Here is a 15,606-nt window from a genome sequence, read left to right as displayed (position 1 = left end):
CCTCGACGCGAACCCTTATGACGCTCTCATGTCAGGCGGCGGCATGCCGCAGGGACCTGTGGATCGCCATTGCCGGGAGCGGCGCCCGCAACGGCGCCCGCTCTGCGACCGTTTGAAAAACCCACGCATGGGCGCTTGCAGCCCCATCCGGCCCCTCGCCATGGTCACGGCCGGGTTTGCCCCGGCCAACCGGGCGGGTCGGCGTGGATGCCCGGGACAAGCCCGGGCATGACAGGGTGATGCCGGCAATGCCCTCGTTGTTGACCAAACGGGCGCTCAGGCCGTCTTGTCGAACAGCTCGCGGCCGATGAGCATGCGGCGGATCTCGCTGGTGCCAGCGCCGATCTCGTAGAGCTTGGCGTCCCGCAGCAGGCGGCCGGTGGGGTAATCGTTGATATAGCCGTTGCCTCCCAGGGTCTGGATGGCTTCCAGCGCCATCCAGGTGGCCTTCTCGGCGGCATAGAGGATGGCGCCGGCGGCATCCTGGCGGGTGGTGGCGCCACGGTCGCAGGCCTTGGCCACGGCATACACATAGGCCTTGGTGGCGTTCATGGTCACATACATGTCGGCGATCTTGCCCTGCATCAGCTGGAAGGTGCCGATGGGCTGACCGAACTGCTTGCGCTCGTGGACATAGGGCAGGACGATATCCATGCACGCCTGCATGATGCCCGTGGGGCCGCCCGCCAGCACCGCGCGCTCGTAGTCGAGCCCGCTCATGAGCACGTTGACGCCCTTGCCCACGGTGCCGAGCACGTTCTCCTCCGGCACCTCGCAATCCTCGAACACCAGTTCGCCGGTGTCGGAGCCGCGCATGCCCAGCTTGTCCAGCTTCTGCGCGGTGGAGAAGCCCTTGAAGCCCTTCTCCACCAGGAAGGCGGTCATGCCCTTGGGGCCGGCGGCGGGATCGGTCTTGGCGTAGACCACCAGCGTCTCGGCGATGGGGCCGTTGGTGATCCACATCTTGGTGCCGTTGAGAATGTAGCGGTCGCCCTTCTTCTCGGCGCGGGTGCGCATGGAGACCACGTCCGACCCCGCCCCCGGCTCCGACATGGCGAGCGCGCCCACATGCTCGCCGGAAATCAGCTTGGGCAGGTATTTGGCCTTCTGCTCGGGCGTGCCGTTGCGGCTGATCTGGTTGACGCACAGGTTGGAGTGCGCGCCATAGGACAGGCCCACCGAGGCCGAGGCGCGGGAAATCTCCTCCATGGCGATGACGTGCTCGAGATAGCCGAGGCTAGAACCGCCATATTCCTCCTCCGCCGTGACGCCGAGCAGGCCCAGCGCGCCGAGCTTGGGCCACAGGTCGCGGGGAAACTGGTTGGTCTTGTCGATCTCGGCGGCGCGCGGGGCGATCTCGGCCTGCGAAAAATCCCGCACCGTGTCGCGCAGCATGTCGGCGGTCTCGCCGAGGTCGAAATCGAAACCGGCTTGGCTGTTCGGCAGCATCTTGTTGTCCCTCCCACGCTCCCCGGATCTTGTTGCGCCGGGCGCAGGCGCCAGCGGGGAAGCTGGGGCTAGAATAAAACGGTTGTCCGTTTATTCAATGGGGTTGGGAGGGAGCGGCGAAACGGTATTTTAGTTCCCCGGACAAGCGAAGGCGAAGCCGGAGCGCTGATCCGGGGCCCAGCGCAAAACTGCGCCGCAGGCGGCCGTCTTAAGATACCATCGATTTCGTGAGCACCTTTTTCGTCTACATCCTCGCCAGCCGCCGGAACGGCACGCTTTACGTGGGCGTGACGAATGATCTTGCCCGACGCATGGCAGAGCACAAGTCGGGGGCGGTCCCTGGCTTTACGCGGCAATACGATGTGACCCGGCTCGTCCACGTCTCCGCTTTCGACGACCTCGCCGCAGCCCGGGAGCACGAGCTAAGGCTCAAAAAATGGCAGCGCGCCTGGAAGCTGGCGCTGATTGAGCACGACAATCCCGAATGGCGCGATCTGGCCGACGACCTGCTGAAATAGGGCGCCTTCGGCACTCTTCTGCTGGACCCCGGATCGGCGCTCCGGCTGCGCCGTCGCTGGTCCGGGGCACTGCCCTACCCTGCCCAGACCGGAATATCCCCCCGCGCCCAGCCGTCCTTCACCCCGGCCAGATAATCCCCATACCGCCCCTCGCCGATGGCGGCGCGGGCGCCGGCCATGAGCTGCTCGTAATAGTGGACATTGGCCCAGGTGAGCAGCATGGAACCCAGCATCTCCTCGCAGCGCACGAGGTGGTGGAGATAGGCGCGGGAATAGTCGCGCAGGGCCGGGCAGTCGCTCTCCTCGTCCAGCGGACGAGGGTCCTCCGCGTGGCGGGCGTTCTTCAGATTGATGCGACCGAAGCGGGTGAAGGCCAAAGCATGCCGGCCGGAACGGGTGGGCATCACGCAGTCGAACATGTCGATGCCGCGCGCCACCGATTCCAGAAGGTCGTCCGGCGTGCCCACGCCCATCAGGTAGCGCGGCTTCATGGCCGGCAGGTGCGGTTCCACGGTCTCGATCATGGCGAGCATGACCTCCTGCGGCTCGCCCACCGCAAGGCCGCCGATGGAATAGCCGGGGAAGTCCATGTCCGCGAGCGCGCGGGCCGATTCCACCCGCAGCGCCGGCACCGCCCCGCCCTGCACGATGCCGAACAGCGCCCGCCCCTTCGGCTGCGCCTCGAATGCGCGCTTGGAGCGCTCGGCCCAGCGCAAAGAGAGGCGCATGGCGCGGGCGGCCTCTTCATCCGTGCAGGGCAGGCGGACGCATTCGTCCAGCTGCATCTGGATGTCGGCGCCGAGCAGGCCCTGGATCTCCACCGAGCGCTCCGGGCTCATCTCGAAATAGGCGCCATCCACATGGGAGCGGAAGGTGACGCCCTGCTCGCTCATCTTGCGCAGGCTCGACAGGCTCATCACCTGGAAGCCGCCGGAATCGGTGAGGATCGGCCCGTCCCAGCGCATGAAGGTGTGCAGCCCGCCGAGCTTGGCGATCCGCTCCGCGCCGGGGCGCAGCATGAGATGGTAGGTGTTGGCGAGGACGATATCGGCGCCGGTCTGCCTCACCTGGTCGAAATAGAGCCCCTTCACGGTCGCCGCCGTGCCCACCGGCATGAAGGCCGGCGTGCGGATGGCGCCGCGCGGCGTCGAGACGAAGCCGGTGCGGGCGGCACCGTCGGTGGCGGACAGGGTGAAGGAGAAAAGAGGTGCTTCGCTCATGACCGAACTCAAAACATCACCTTGATCGTCTCTTTTCTACGATTAAATAGTCCATCGTAAATGGATAAGGCATCGCGAAGAACATTTCTTGCAATTATCTCTTGGTCGCTCGAGAATTGAAAGGGTGTTAATTTTTGAACATCGCTCCAAATAACAACGTGATCTCCATTTTCAAACTTGTACTTACAAGAAACAAAAAATCGACCCATTTTTCCATTTAAATGGACGACGAGCAGCATCCCGCCTTCCCGGCTTCGGCGTTCGCCGCAGATCACATAGATATCCGGATCCGAACAGATCAGCCGCTCATTGTGGTAGGTGAATTCAATCTTAGTCATGCCCCGCCTTCTGGCAGAAGCAGGCACGCATCGCCATAGGAATAGAAGCGATAGCTTGCCGCGATGGCATGGGCATAGGCCCGCTTCTGCGCCTCATGCCCCACGAAGGCCGCCACCAGCATCACCAGCGTCGAGCGCGGCAGGTGGAAGTTGGTGAGCATGCCGTCCACGGCGCGGAAGCGGTAGCCGGGGGTGATGAAGATGTCCGTCTCCCCCACGAAGGGGCGGATGAGGCCGTCCGCCCCCGTCGCGCTCTCGATGAGGCGGGTGGAGGTGGAGCCCACGGTGAAGATGCGCCCGCCGGCCGCCTTCACGGCGTTGAGGGCGGCGGCGGTGTCGGCGCTCACCTCGCCCCATTCGGCATGCATGCGATGGCCGATTGTGTCCTCCGCCTTCACCGGCAGGAAGGTGCCCGCCCCCACATGCAGCGTCACCGTGTGCATGCCGGCCCCGGCGGCGGCGATGCGCGCCAGAAGCTCGGGGGTGAAATGCAGGCTCGCCGTGGGCGCGGCCACCGAGCCGGAGACGCGGGCGAACAGGGTCTGGTAGTCGGCGCGGTCGCGGTCGTCCTCGGCCCGGCGGGCGGCGATATAGGGCGGGATCGGCATGTGCCCCACCGCCGTCACCGCCTCGTCCAGCGCAGCGCCCGCCAGATCGAAGGCGAGGATGACCGAGCCGTCCTCGTCCTTGGCCGCAATACGGGCATCGAGGGCGCCGAGCAGGCAGGCGTTCCCCTCCCCGCCGAAGCGCACCAGGTCGCCCACGCGCAGGCGCTTGCCCGGCTTGGCGAAGGCCTGCCAGCGGGAGGCATCGAGCCGCTTGATCAGGTTGGCCTCGATGCGCACCGCCGAGCCGCCGTCCCGCTCGCGCACGCCTTCGAGCGCTGCGGGAATGACGCGGGTATCGTTCACCACCAGCGCGTCGTTGGAAGTGATGAAACCCGGCAGGTCGCGCACCTTGAGGTCGGACAGCTCCGGCGTCCCGCCCGGACGCACCACCAGCATCCGCGCCGCGTCGCGCGGTTCGGCCGGGCGCAGGGCGATGTGCTCCTCCGGGAGATCGAAGTCGAAGGCGTCAACACGCATGTGTGAGGGCTGCTGGCTCGTTTGGCGGGGAAGCGGGCGGGGTCAGAAGATGGCGACCGCGCCCTGGTAGATGGCCCAGCTCATGGCGGCGGTGATCAGGAGCCCGAGGACCGTCGCACCGAAGCCGGCGAGGATCACGAGGCCGTCCCGCTCCACCAGCCCGAGGCCGAAGATGCACACGGCGAAGCCTGGCGGCAGGTTGCCAAGGAAGGGGATGGGCAAAAGCAGGATGAAGCCCAGCAGCACCACCGTCGCCCCCACCACACGGCGGGCGGTGGGGCCGGCGAACTGCTCGTAGCGCGGCCGGGAGATCTTTTCGAACCGCTCGATCCAGGGCCGCGAGCGGGTGACGATGCTCTCCAGCATGGCCCGGGAAAAGGTGCGCCGGGCGATGCTCTCCGGCAGCCACAATTCCTGCCGGCCCAAGGCCATCTGCAGGCCGATGAGGCCGAGGATGATGCCGCAGATCACCGGGATGCCGGGCGGCATGGGGATGCAGTTGGGAATGCCGAAGATGAGGAAGAGAATGCCGAAGGCGCGGTTGCGCAAGGCGTTCACGAGGTCGCCAATGGCCACCTTGTCCTCTTCCTGGGCGGCGAGGACGGCGGCGAGCAGTTCGGACGTTCGGGGCGTGCGGTGATCCAACGGGGCCTCGTTTCCAACCTCGTTTCCATGGGTCGCCTTCCTCTTAGCATCGCGAAAACGGCGGTGTCAGGGCGTCGGGGCCGCACCCCCCTCACGCATCCACACCCTGATGCCGCCCCTGCGCGCCTCAGGCCGCCGGAGATGTCCGGCGGGCCGGGAGAGGCGTGTCGCGCTCGGCGTGGAGGATGCGGTCGACGTCGAGCGCCGCCAGCGCTCCCACCTCGGGCACAAGGCCCTGGGCCCGCAGCGCCAGATAGCGCCCGCAGCACACCCGCAGGAAAGAGGTGAAATTGTCGATGTCCCGGCCGGCCTGGGCCTTCTCGTCGTAGAGCCGCGACAACAACCGATTCACGGAGAGGCCGTCGCGTGCGGCGATGTCCTCGATCACGTTCCAGAAGAAGGCTTCAAGCCGCACGCTGGTGCTGAAGCCATTCAGGCGCAGCGCCCGGGTCTCCTGGACCCACAGGGCGGCATCGGCCTCGCTGAACAAACGGCACATGGGATGGTCCCTCCCGCTCGCCTGCGCCCTGATCCTTTGGCCTGATCCTTTGGCCAAGCCCGCGCGGCGCTTGAGCGTACCCACTCGGCATCGATCAACGCAAAAGGCGATGGACCGACGCCGATGGACCGCTGCCGATGGCATGGGATGGACCGGGCGGCCGGCATGCGCGCAACCCCCGCGGTGCACGCATGCCGTATCGCCGCCCTGCCTCATCCATAACCCGACCGGCGGCTCAAAGCGAGATGGATGTTCCCAATAGGGTAAGGAACTGCGCAACAAAGGCCGGATGCGCCGGCCAGGCAGGGGCGCTCACGAGGTTGCCCTCGGTGACGGCGGCATCCACCGGAATATCGGCATAGGTGCCGCCACCAAGCTCCACTTCCGGACGGCAGGCGGGATAGGCCGAGCAGGTGCGGCCCTTGAGGACGCCGGCGGCCGCCAGCATCTGCGCGCCGTGGCAGATGGACGCCACCGGCTTGCCGGCGTCGAAGAAGTGCCGGACCGCGGCAATCACCTCGGGATACAGCCGCAGATATTCCGGCGCGCGCCCGCCGGGCACCAGCAGGGCGTCGTAGCTCGCAACGTCCACCTCGGCGAAGGTGGCGTTGAGGGCGAAGAGATGGCCCGGCTTCTCCGTATAGGTCTGGTGACCCTCGAAATCGTGGATGGCGGTGGCCACCTTGTCGCCGGCCTTTTTGCCGGGACAGACGCCATGCACCGTGTGCCCCACCGCCAGTAGCGCCTGGTAGGGCACCATGATCTCGTAATCCTCGCCGAAATCACCGACGATCATCAAAATGCGCTTGCCCGCCATGGCCTGCTCCCCTGGTGCGTCGGCGCGCGAACACGGCCGACGTTGAGGGGCAGGTTAGGACGCGCCTCGCCCGCCGGGTGTTATCCGGTTGCGACAGCTCACCGGCGCCGGAACGATCAGTTCAACAGGAACATCCCGTCCACGGTTCTCAGCTCCGCCGGCTTGATCAGCCCGCTATGGGCCACCCGCACCGAATGGAGCCGGCCCTCGATCTCCCGTTGCCAGAACTCGAGAAACTTGTTCAGCTCGGGAAATCGCGGGCAGAGGTCGTATTCCTGCCAGAGATAGGTCTGAAGCACGGCGGGATGGTCGGGCATCCGGTAGAGGATCTCGGCCGTGGCAAGGCCGTAGCCCTCCATCTGCAGGACGAAATCACGCGACACCTTGGACGGATGGGACACCATGGGGCACACCTCCATATCCCTGTCCCGGACGTCTCACCGCCTGTGTGAAGAGCGTCGGGACCAGACAAATGCATTGTCGGCTCCAAAGTTTCCAACGGCCAAGGCTAAAGATTAGTTTCCTTATGCAAAAACAATGATCTAGCAGCCTCGACGCGAGACTGCTGACAGCCGCGTCGATGAGTGCGCAGGCGCTCGAAAACCGGGCCGGACCCCACCCCTCCTTGATTTAGTTTGGATTTCAGGCCTGCTAGCACTCCATCCCCACGAGTGCTAAATTTTTGCGGCGCCCCCCTTGCGGGACGAAAACGGCGGCCTTAGATCGCGGTCGGGCCGGGTGCTCTTAAGCCCGGCGCCTTGAATTGAAGCATCGAACCGGAGGTTTCCCGATGGGTTTCCGTCCTCTGCACGACCGCGTGGTTGTGAAGCGCATCGAAGCCGAGCAGAAGACTGCCGGCGGCATCATCATTCCTGACAGCGTCAAGGAAAAGCCCCAGCAGGGCGAAGTCGTCTCGGTGGGCCCGGGCGCCCGCAACGAGAAGGGCGAGCTGGTCGCCCTCGACGTGAAGGCTGGCGACCTGGTGCTGTTCGGCAAGTGGTCGGGCACCGAGGTGAAGATCGACGGCCAGGAGCTCCTGATCATGAAGGAGAGCGACATCCTCGGCGTGCTCGACGTTTCCGCCAACGCCCAGAAGGCCGCCTGAGTCAGCCCGGCTGACCGCGACTTTCAACCACATCCCGTCTTCCGTCCCACTCTGAAGGAGCAGGCCACATGGCTGCCAAGGACGTAAAATTTTCCGTTGATGCGCGCGACAAGGTTCTGCGCGGCGTCGACATTCTCGCCAATGCCGTGAAGGTCACCCTCGGTCCCAAGGGCCGCAACGTGGTGATCGAGAAGAGCTACGGCGCCCCCCGCATCACCAAGGACGGTGTGTCGGTGGCCAAGGAAATCGAGCTGGAAGACCGCTTCGAGAACCTCGGCGCCCAGCTGGTGCGTGAAGTCGCCTCCAAGACCAACGATCTGGCCGGTGATGGCACCACCACCGCCACCGTGCTGGCCCAGGCCATCGTCCGCGAGGGCGCCAAGGCGGTTGCCGCCGGCATGAACCCCATGGACCTGAAGCGCGGCATCGACCTCGCCGTGGACGCCATCGTCAAGGACCTGGCCGCCAACTCCAAGAAGGTGACCTCCAACGAGGAGATCGCCCAGGTCGGCACCATCTCCGCCAACGGCGACGCCGAGGTCGGCCAGTTCCTCGCCGAGGCCATGAAGCGGGTCGGCAACGAGGGTGTCATCACCGTCGAGGAAGCCAAGTCCTTCGAGACCGAGCTGGACGTGGTCGAGGGCATGCAGTTCGATCGCGGCTACCTCTCGCCCTACTTCGTGACCAACGCCGAGAAGATGCGCGTTGAGTTCGAGGAGCCCTACATCCTCATCAACGAGAAGAAGCTCTCCGGTCTCCAGGAGCTTCTGCCGGTGCTCGAGGCGGTGGTGCAGTCGGCCCGTCCGCTGCTGATCATCGCCGAGGACGTGGAAGGCGAGGCGCTGGCCACCCTCGTGGTGAACAAGCTGCGCGGCGGCCTCAAGGTCGCGGCCGTGAAGGCTCCGGGCTTCGGCGATCGCCGCAAGGCCATGCTGCAGGACATCGCGATCCTCACCGGCGGCACCGTGATCTCCGACGATCTCGGCATCAAGCTCGACAGCGTGAACCTCTCCATGCTCGGCCGCGCCAAGAAGGTGGTGATCGAGAAGGAGAACACCACCATCGTCGACGGCTCCGGCGAGAAGGCCGACATCGAGGCCCGCATCGCGCAGATCCGCGCCCAGATCGAGACCACCACCTCCGACTACGACCGTGAGAAGGCGCAGGAGCGCCTTGCCAAGCTCGCCGGCGGCGTCGCCGTGGTGCGCGTGGGCGGCTCCACGGAAGTGGAAGTCAAGGAGAAGAAGGACCGCGTGGACGACGCCCTGCACGCCACCCGCGCCGCGGTGGAAGAAGGCATCGTCCCCGGCGGCGGCGTGGCCCTGCTGCGCTCCATCAAGGCGCTCGAAGGCCTGAAGGTCGACAATGCCGACCAGAAGACCGGCATCGAGATCGTCCGCCGCGCCATCCAGGCTCCGGCCCGCCAGATCGTCCAGAACGCGGGCGACGACGGCTCCGTGGTGGTGGGCAAGATCCTGGAGTCCTCGGACTACAGCTTCGGCTACAACGCCCAGACCGGCGAATATGTGGACATGGTGAAGTCCGGCATCATCGACCCCACCAAGGTCGTGCGCACCGCGCTGCAGGATGCCGCGTCCATCTCCGGCCTGCTGATCACCACCGAGGCGCTCATCGCCGAGCTGCCGAAGAAGAACGCCCCCGCGGCCCCGGCCATGCCGGGCGGCGGCATGGACTACTGAAGTTAGAACAAGTCCGCGACGCCGCCCGGCTGTTTTCGCGTAACGCAAACCGGCAACAGCCGGTTTGCTCGGGCGGCGGCATGGATTACTGAGGCTAGAGTACACCTGCGACGCCGCCCGGCTGTTTTCGCGTAACGCAAACCGGCAACAGCCGGTTTGCTCGGGCGGCGGCATGGACTACTGAGGTTAGAACAAGCCTCTGACGCCGCCCGGCTCGTCTTCGCGTAACGCAAACCGGCAACAGCCGGTTTGCTCGGGCGGCGGTGGATTTGGATTGGGACGGCCGGGCCTCGTGCCCGGCCGTTTCTATTTGGCGGTGCCTCAATTTGAAATGGAGCGCGGTTGCCGCTCCCTCTCCCGCTTGCGGGGGAGGGTTGGGGAGAGGGCAGGGCCGTATCCAGACACGCCGGTAGTGCCGGTGAAAGCGCCCGTGCCCCCTCAACCCCCGTGCTCCGGAACCGACGACGCCGTTTCGGCCACCTGCGCCCACCAGCCCCGCCCGCGCTTCACCTGACCCCTTCCCTTCAACTCCCGCTGATCCCTCCTCTGGCACCATGGCGGGTGTCCCTCGGGCAAGCTATGGTTGACGAGGGACAGCAGGCCAGAACGCCCCGTATGGTCACGCGCCCGGTCGCGACGGCCCGTCCGTCCGGCCATCGGGAAGTGTCGAGCACGAAAGGATCAGTCATGAAGACGACCATTGTTGCGGCAGCCCTCGTTCTGGCGCTGGGCGCCACCGCCGTGTCAGCGCAGGGCGTGGTCAAGGGTGCCGAGCAGGGCGCCAACAAGGGTGCCGAAGTGGGCGACAAGGCCGCCGGGCCGGTGGGCACCGCCGTGGGCGGCACCGTGGGTGGCGTCGGTGGCGCTGTCACCGGTGGCGTGGCCGGCGGCGTCAAGGGCACCGGCGAAGGCGCCAAGGAAGGCGCCCGCGCCGGCGAGAAAGCGGCTGGCCCCGTGGGCGCCGTGGTGGGCGGCACGGTCGGCGCGGTGGGCGGCGCCGTCGGCGGCGTGCTCGGCGTCAAGTAAGATCGAGCCTCCCGCTTCACAGCCACAGAACAACAAGACCCGCCGCGGCGCCGCCCCGGCGGGTCTTTTCATGTCGGCAGCCCTACGGACGCCGGCTCAGAGCCCCCTCTCAGAGCGCCTTCTCAGAGCGCCTTTTTGGCCGCCAGCGCGGCGAGCTTCTTCAGCACCACCAGCGTGCCCTTCAGGCGGGCCTCGGCGGTGGACCAGTCGCGCAGGAACACCACCTTGAAGTCGGGCCGCACCTTGGCCTGGTTGCCCTCCTGCCCGATGAGCTTCACCAGGCCGGACGGGTCGGCGAACTCGTTGTCGCGGAAGCCCAGCACCACGCCCTTGGGGCCGGCGTCCACCTTCTCCACGTTGGCCTTGCGGGCCAACGCCTTGATCTGGGTGAGCTTCAACAGCTGGCCCACCTCCTCCGGCGTGGGGCCGAAGCGGTCCACCAGCTCCGCCCCGAAGGCGTCGATCTCGCCATCGTCCTGGATGTCCGCGAGGCGGCGGTAGAGGGCGAGCCGCACATGCAGGTCGGCCACATAGTCTTCCGGGATCAGCACCGGCATGCCGATGGTGATGTTGGGCGACCACTTGTCGTCCACATAGTCGGTGATGCCGGCCTTGAGGTGGGCGATCGCCTCCTGCAGCATCTCCTGGTACAGCTCGTAGCCCACTTCCTTGATGTGGCCGGACTGCTCGTCGCCCAAGAGATTGCCGGCGCCACGGATGTCGAGGTCGTGGCTCGCCAGCTGGAAGCCGGCGCCCAGCGTCTCCAGCGACTGCAGCACCTTGAGCCGGCGTTCCGCCTGCACCGTCATGGGCTTTGTCGCCGACACGGTGAAGATGGCATAGGCCCGGGCCTTGGCCCGGCCCACGCGGCCGCGCAGCTGGTAGAGCTGGGCGAGGCCGAACATGTCGGCGCGGTGCACGATCAGCGTGTTGGCATTGGGCACGTCGAGGCCGGACTCCACAATTGTGGTGGAGAGCAGCACGTCGTACTGGCCGTCGTAGAAGGCGGTCATGATATCTTCCAGCGCCCCGGCGGCGAGCTGGCCGTGGGCCACCGCCACCTTCACCTCGGGCACGGAGGCGGCCAGGAACTCGCGCACCTCCGCCAGATCCTCGATGCGCGGCACCACATAGAAGCTCTGGCCGCCGCGATAGCGCTCGCGCAGCAGCGCCTCGCGCACCACCAGCGGATCGAACGGCGTGATGAAGGTGCGCACCGCAAGCCGGTCCACCGGCGGCGTGGCGATGATGGAGAGTTCGCGCACCCCGGTCATGGCCAGTTGCAGGGTGCGGGGAATGGGGGTGGCGGTGAGGGTCAGCACATGCACCTCGGCGCGCAGCTGCTTCAGCCGCTCCTTGTGGGAGACGCCGAAATGCTGCTCCTCGTCCACGATGACCAGGCCGAGGTCCCTGAAGCTGATGGCCTTGCCGAGCAAGGCGTGGGTGCCCACCACGATGTCCACCGTGCCGTCGGCGATGCCCTTCTTCACGGCGGTGAGGTCCTTGCCCGTCACCATGCGCGAGGCCTGGGCCACGTTCACCGGCAGGCCCTTGAAGCGCTCGCAGAAGGTCTTGTGGTGCTGGCGGGCGAGCAGCGTGGTGGGCACCACCACCGCCACCTGCTTGCCGGAGAGCGCCACGGCGAAGGCCGCGCGCAGGGCGACTTCCGTCTTGCCGAAGCCCACGTCGCCGCAGATCAGCCGGTCCATGGGGTGGCCGGAGGCGAGGTCGTCCAGCACCGCGTCGATGGCGGCGTCCTGATCGTCGGTCTCCTCATAGGGGAAGCGGGCGCGGAACTCGTCGTAGAGGCCCATGGCCGGCACCAGCTTGGGCGCCTCGCCGAGCTGGCGCTGGGCGGCGATCTTGATGAGTTCGGACGCCATCTCGCGGATGCGCTTCTTCATCCGCGCCTTGCGCGCCTGCCACGCGCCGCCGCCCAGCTTGTCGAGCTGGGCCTCGGTGTCCTCCGAGCCGTAGCGGCTCAGCAGTTCGAGATTTTCCACCGGCAGGAACAGCTTGTCCCCGCCCGCATAGTGGATCTCCAGGCAGTCGTGGGGGGCGCCCATGGCCTCCACGGTCTTCAGGCCGATGAAGCGGCCGATGCCGTGGTCCACATGCACCACCAGGTCACCGGCGGTGAGCGCGGTGAGTTCCGTGAGCACGTCCTGCGGCCGGCGGGCCTTGCGCTTGGGGCGCACCAGCCGGTCGCCGAGGATGTCCTGTTCGCCGATGACGGCGAAGTCCGGCGTCTCGAATCCCGCTTCCACCCCGAACACGGCGAGCGCCGCCTGGGTCTTGGGCAAGGCGGCGAGGCTGTCGAAGCGGGAGATGGCGGCAAGGCCCTTCAGCCCGTGGTCGGCCAGCACTGTGCCCAGCCGCTCGCGCGAGCCCTCGGACCAGCCGGCGAGGATGACCTTCTTGACCTTCTGCAGCTCGCGCACATGGGCGATGGCGGCGTCGAAGACATTGGCCTCCGGCTCCGCCCGCTCGGCGGCAAACGAGCGGCCCTGCACGCCGCCGAGATCGATGACGCGGGCCTCCGCCCCCTCCGGCGCGGCGAAGGGGCTGAGCCGGGCGAGGCTGTGGCGGGCCAGGCGCTTGTTCCATTCCGGGCCGGAGAGATAGAGCCGGTCCGCCGGCAGCGGATTGTAGATGGTGCCACCGCCCAGCTCCTGTGCGCCCTTGCGGGCGTCGTAATAGTCGGCGATCTGGGCGATGCGCTCGCCGCCCGCCTCTTCCGCCAGCGGATCGAGCAGCAGCGTGCCGCCCTCCAAATAATCGAACAGGGTGTCCATGCGCTCGTGGAACAAGGGCAGCCAGTGTTCCATGCCGGCGTGGCGGCGGCCTTCGCTCACCGCCTCATAGAGGGTATCGCCTTTGCGGGCAGCGCCGAACTGCGCCACATAGGCCATGCGGAAGCGGCGCATGGTGTCCGTGGTCAGCTGGAACTCGGCCATGGGCACCAGTTCCAGCGAACGGACCTGACCGGTGGTGCGCTGGGTCTCGGGATCGAAGGCGCGGATGGTCTCCAGCGTGTCGCCGAAGAAATCGAGGCGGATGGGGGCATCAAGGCCCGGCGGGAACAGGTCGATGAGGCCGCCGCGCACCGCATATTCGCCGGTGTCGCGCACGGTGGAGGTGCGCAGGAAGCCGTTCTGCTCGGCCCATTGGGTCACGCCCTCAAGGTCGATGGTATTGCCCGGCGCGGCCACCAGCGATTGCGCCGCCACCAGCCCCTTGGCCGGCACCCGCTGCACCGTGGCGTTCACCGTGGTGAGCAGCACGCTGGCGTTGCCGCCCTTGATGCGGGCGAGCTTCGCCAAGGTCGCCATGCGCCGGGCCAGGATGGACGGGTTGGGCGAGGCGCGGTCATAGGGCAGGCAATCCCACGAGGGGAAGCTCAGCACCTCCAGCTCCGGCGCGAAGAAGGCAAGGCCCCGCTCCAGCGCCGCCATGCGCTGGCCGTCGCGGCAGATGACGGTGAGGCTGGGCCAGGGTGCGTTCTTACGCCCGGCGAGGGACCGGGCGAGGTCCGCCACCACCATGCCCTCCATGCCGTCCGCGACGCGGGAGAGGATGAGCGGCCGGCCTTCGGCCAGCGCGTCGGCAAGGAGCTGGGGACGCTTCACGAGGGCACTCCGGGATGAATCAAGGCGGCGGCGCGGTCAGGCCGGCAGGCCGCGTCCGGACAGATGGAAGTCGCAGATCTTGCGGAACAGCGGCGTGTCGAATTCCGCCGGCGTCGGCTCGCTGCCGCTGATCCAGGAGAAGACCTTCTGGTCTTCCGGCTCCAGCAACTCCTCGAAGGCGTCCAGCTCGGCGTCGGAGAGATTATCGATCTCCGCATTGGCGAAGCCGCCCAGGATGAGGTCCATCTCGCGCATGCCGCGATGCCAGGCGCGGAACAGGATGCGGCGACGGCGCTCGTCCAGACCGTCGCTGGACCTCGTTAAGCCGGTCATGATCTCGATGCCTCCAAAGCACGGCGTCGGCCGGGCCAAAAAAGCCCGTCCGTGCGGGGCATATAGGGGCATGGGGCGCGGTTTGGCCAGTGGGGCGCGCTGGCGCGGGGGGCGCTGCCCCTTGACCCGGCCGACTGAAGCGGCAGCGCAAGGAGAAGTACCAAGGAAAAGTACAAGGAGAGCTGGGCCCAGCGCGGAAGTCCGCCGCAGGCGCTGCCTGCCCCCCTCAACCGTTGAAGCCATTGCCTGCTGCGCAGGACTTGTCTCCTGGGTGCCGGCTCGGCGCTCCGGCTTCGCCGTCGCTGGTCCGGCACACGAGCCCGCGGCAATCACAATGATCCCGCCCCTTGACCCCGGCCGCAAGACAGGGTCCCAAGGGCGGGCGGCGGGTTCCATCCGGCGCGCCACCGCCACGGCCAGCCGGAACGCCATGCAGCTCGATCGGATCGGACAAGACCTCGCCGCCGCCCTGCGCTTCTATTCGCGGCTGCCGCTCCCCGCCGGACGCGACGACCCCGACGCCTTCGCCATGCCCAGCCTCGACCGCATAGCCTATGCCATTCCGCTGGCGGGCGCGGTGATCGGCCTGATCGGTGCGCTGGTGCTGGTGGGTGCCATGGCGCTGAAGCTACCGGCGTTTCTCGCGTCGGTTCTGGCGGTCACCGCCCTGGTGCTGGCCACCGGCGCGTTCCACGAAGATGGACTTGCCGACGCGGCGGACGGCCTCGGCGGCGGGCGCGACAAGGCCCAGCGCCTCGCCATCATGCGCGACAGCCGCATCGGCACCTATGGCGGCTGCGCCCTCGTCCTGGCGCTGCTGCTGCGGGTGGCGGCGCTGGAGGCCCTCGTTACGTCGGCCGGCATGCTCCGCGCAGCGCTGGTGCTGGTGGCGGCGGAAGCGGCCTCGCGCGCGGCCGGGGTGCTGCTGCTCCTCGCCCTGCCCCCTGCCCGCACCGATGGCGCCGGCGCCTCGTTGGGACGCCCGTCCGAAACTGCGGGTCTTGCCTGCGGGCTGGTGGCGGCGCTGCTGGTGGCGGTGATCCTGGTGCCGGGCTTCGGCATCAGCACCGCCTTTGCCGGCCTGATCGCCCCGCTGGTGGCGCTGGTCGCCATGATGCGGCTGTCCGGCCGGCTCATCGGCGGGCAGACCGGGGACGTGGCCGGTGCCACCCAGCAGGTGGCGGTGATTGTCTTCCTCCTCGGCGTGCTTATCTTCCCAGGCAGGTGAGGCGGGACACGAGT

The 15,606-nt window shown here is 67.3% G+C and carries 14 protein-coding genes and 1 pseudogene; 5 read left to right on the top strand and 10 right to left on the bottom strand.

Features of this window, described 5'->3' with window-relative positions:
• Positions 1 to 276: 276 nt before the first annotated feature.
• Complete coding sequence (locus tag V5F48_RS07070; RefSeq protein ID WP_394258129.1) at positions 277 to 1,449, bottom strand: isovaleryl-CoA dehydrogenase; 1,173 nt, start codon at positions 1,447 to 1,449, stop codon at positions 277 to 279.
• Between the two features lie 227 nt (positions 1,450 to 1,676).
• Here V5F48_RS07070 and V5F48_RS07065 point away from each other — a divergent pair, with 227 nt between their 5' ends.
• Positions 1,677 to 1,967, top strand: coding sequence for a GIY-YIG nuclease family protein (locus tag V5F48_RS07065; protein WP_394258128.1), 291 nt, complete (start codon positions 1,677 to 1,679; stop codon positions 1,965 to 1,967).
• 74 nt (positions 1,968 to 2,041) lie between these two features.
• Here the strand turns inward: V5F48_RS07065 and tgt are convergent, their stop codons facing one another.
• The 7 genes from tgt to V5F48_RS07030 all read right to left on the bottom strand — a co-directional run bounded on the left by tgt (position 2,042) and on the right by V5F48_RS07030 (position 6,975).
• Positions 2,042 to 3,187, bottom strand: coding sequence for a tRNA guanosine(34) transglycosylase Tgt (gene tgt / locus V5F48_RS07060; RefSeq protein WP_394258127.1), 1,146 nt, complete (start codon positions 3,185 to 3,187; stop codon positions 2,042 to 2,044).
• An 8-nt stretch (positions 3,188 to 3,195) separates the two neighbouring features.
• Complete coding sequence (locus V5F48_RS07055; protein ID WP_394030470.1) at positions 3,196 to 3,525, bottom strand: hypothetical protein; 330 nt, start codon at positions 3,523 to 3,525, stop codon at positions 3,196 to 3,198.
• On the bottom strand, positions 3,522 to 4,610 hold the full coding sequence (gene queA / locus V5F48_RS07050) for a tRNA preQ1(34) S-adenosylmethionine ribosyltransferase-isomerase QueA (RefSeq protein WP_394258126.1): 1,089 nt from the start codon (positions 4,608 to 4,610) through the stop codon (positions 3,522 to 3,524). Before queA ends, V5F48_RS07055 begins: the two co-directional genes overlap by 4 nt.
• Before the next feature lie 42 nt (positions 4,611 to 4,652).
• Positions 4,653 to 5,255 carry an exopolysaccharide biosynthesis protein gene (locus V5F48_RS07045; RefSeq protein ID WP_394258125.1) on the bottom strand — a complete coding sequence of 201 codons (603 nt, stop codon included), beginning with the start codon at positions 5,253 to 5,255 and terminating at the stop codon, positions 4,653 to 4,655.
• A 127-nt stretch (positions 5,256 to 5,382) separates the two neighbouring features.
• On the bottom strand, positions 5,383 to 5,754 hold the full coding sequence (locus V5F48_RS07040) for a ribbon-helix-helix domain-containing protein (protein WP_394258124.1): 372 nt from the start codon (positions 5,752 to 5,754) through the stop codon (positions 5,383 to 5,385).
• Positions 5,755 to 5,989: 235 nt separating this feature from the next.
• Positions 5,990 to 6,571: a DJ-1/PfpI family protein gene (locus V5F48_RS07035; RefSeq protein ID WP_394108279.1), complete on the bottom strand. Its 582-nt coding sequence runs from the start codon at positions 6,569 to 6,571 to the stop codon at positions 5,990 to 5,992.
• A 116-nt stretch (positions 6,572 to 6,687) separates the two neighbouring features.
• Entirely contained in the window at positions 6,688 to 6,975 is a 288-nt protein-coding gene (locus V5F48_RS07030; RefSeq protein WP_394108278.1) for an usg protein, read from the bottom strand.
• Positions 6,976 to 7,361: 386 nt separating this feature from the next.
• On the opposite strand from V5F48_RS07030, the gene groES reads away from it, so the two are divergent.
• From groES to V5F48_RS25215, 3 genes and pseudogenes are all read left to right on the top strand, one after another.
• Positions 7,362 to 7,676, top strand: a complete 315-nt coding sequence (groES, locus tag V5F48_RS07025) for a co-chaperone GroES (protein WP_394108277.1) — start codon at positions 7,362 to 7,364, stop codon at positions 7,674 to 7,676.
• A gap of 68 nt (positions 7,677 to 7,744) precedes the next feature.
• Positions 7,745 to 9,376, top strand: coding sequence for a chaperonin GroEL (gene groL / locus V5F48_RS07020; protein ID WP_394108276.1), 1,632 nt, complete (start codon positions 7,745 to 7,747; stop codon positions 9,374 to 9,376).
• Between the two features lie 879 nt (positions 9,377 to 10,255).
• Positions 10,256 to 10,396 (top strand): annotated as a pseudogene (locus V5F48_RS25215) (DUF1236 domain-containing protein); the annotation flags it as partial.
• Positions 10,397 to 10,524: 128 nt separating this feature from the next.
• Here the strand turns inward: V5F48_RS25215 and mfd are convergent.
• Together mfd and V5F48_RS07005 are read right to left on the bottom strand one after the other, a co-directional pair.
• Positions 10,525 to 14,031 (bottom strand): transcription-repair coupling factor, encoded by a 3,507-nt coding sequence (mfd, locus tag V5F48_RS07010; protein ID WP_394258123.1) that lies wholly within the window; start codon positions 14,029 to 14,031, stop codon positions 10,525 to 10,527.
• A gap of 36 nt (positions 14,032 to 14,067) precedes the next feature.
• Positions 14,068 to 14,364 (bottom strand): FAD assembly factor SdhE, encoded by a 297-nt coding sequence (locus tag V5F48_RS07005; protein WP_394108273.1) that lies wholly within the window; start codon positions 14,362 to 14,364, stop codon positions 14,068 to 14,070.
• A 334-nt stretch (positions 14,365 to 14,698) separates the two neighbouring features.
• On the opposite strand from V5F48_RS07005, the gene cobS reads away from it, so the two are divergent.
• Positions 14,699 to 15,592, top strand: coding sequence for an adenosylcobinamide-GDP ribazoletransferase (cobS, locus tag V5F48_RS07000; RefSeq protein ID WP_394258122.1), 894 nt, complete (start codon positions 14,699 to 14,701; stop codon positions 15,590 to 15,592).
• The last annotated feature ends 14 nt before the right edge of the window (positions 15,593 to 15,606 follow it).

The organism is Xanthobacter autotrophicus ATCC 700552 (assembly GCF_043194565.1).
GTDB classification, from domain to species: Bacteria; Pseudomonadota; Alphaproteobacteria; order Rhizobiales; family Xanthobacteraceae; genus Xanthobacter; species Xanthobacter autotrophicus_F.
This window is presented reverse-complemented; position numbering and strand designations above follow the sequence as displayed.

Coding starts and splice junctions, on each gene's coding strand:
- V5F48_RS07070 (WP_394258129.1), bottom strand. CDS start 1,449: ATGCTGCCGAACAGCCAAGCCGGTTTCGATTTCGACCTCGGCGAGACC.
- tgt (WP_394258127.1), bottom strand. CDS start 3,187: ATGAGCGAAGCACCTCTTTTCTCCTTCACCCTGTCCGCCACCGACGGT.
- V5F48_RS07055 (WP_394030470.1), bottom strand. CDS start 3,525: ATGACTAAGATTGAATTCACCTACCACAATGAGCGGCTGATCTGTTCG.
- queA (WP_394258126.1), bottom strand. CDS start 4,610: ATGCGTGTTGACGCCTTCGACTTCGATCTCCCGGAGGAGCACATCGCC.
- V5F48_RS07040 (WP_394258124.1), bottom strand. CDS start 5,754: ATGTGCCGTTTGTTCAGCGAGGCCGATGCCGCCCTGTGGGTCCAGGAG.
- V5F48_RS07035 (WP_394108279.1), bottom strand. CDS start 6,571: ATGGCGGGCAAGCGCATTTTGATGATCGTCGGTGATTTCGGCGAGGAT.
- V5F48_RS07030 (WP_394108278.1), bottom strand. CDS start 6,975: ATGGTGTCCCATCCGTCCAAGGTGTCGCGTGATTTCGTCCTGCAGATG.
- groES (WP_394108277.1), top strand. CDS start 7,362: ATGGGTTTCCGTCCTCTGCACGACCGCGTGGTTGTGAAGCGCATCGAA.
- groL (WP_394108276.1), top strand. CDS start 7,745: ATGGCTGCCAAGGACGTAAAATTTTCCGTTGATGCGCGCGACAAGGTT.
- V5F48_RS07005 (WP_394108273.1), bottom strand. CDS start 14,364: ATGACCGGCTTAACGAGGTCCAGCGACGGTCTGGACGAGCGCCGTCGC.
- cobS (WP_394258122.1), top strand. CDS start 14,699: ATGATCCCGCCCCTTGACCCCGGCCGCAAGACAGGGTCCCAAGGGCGG.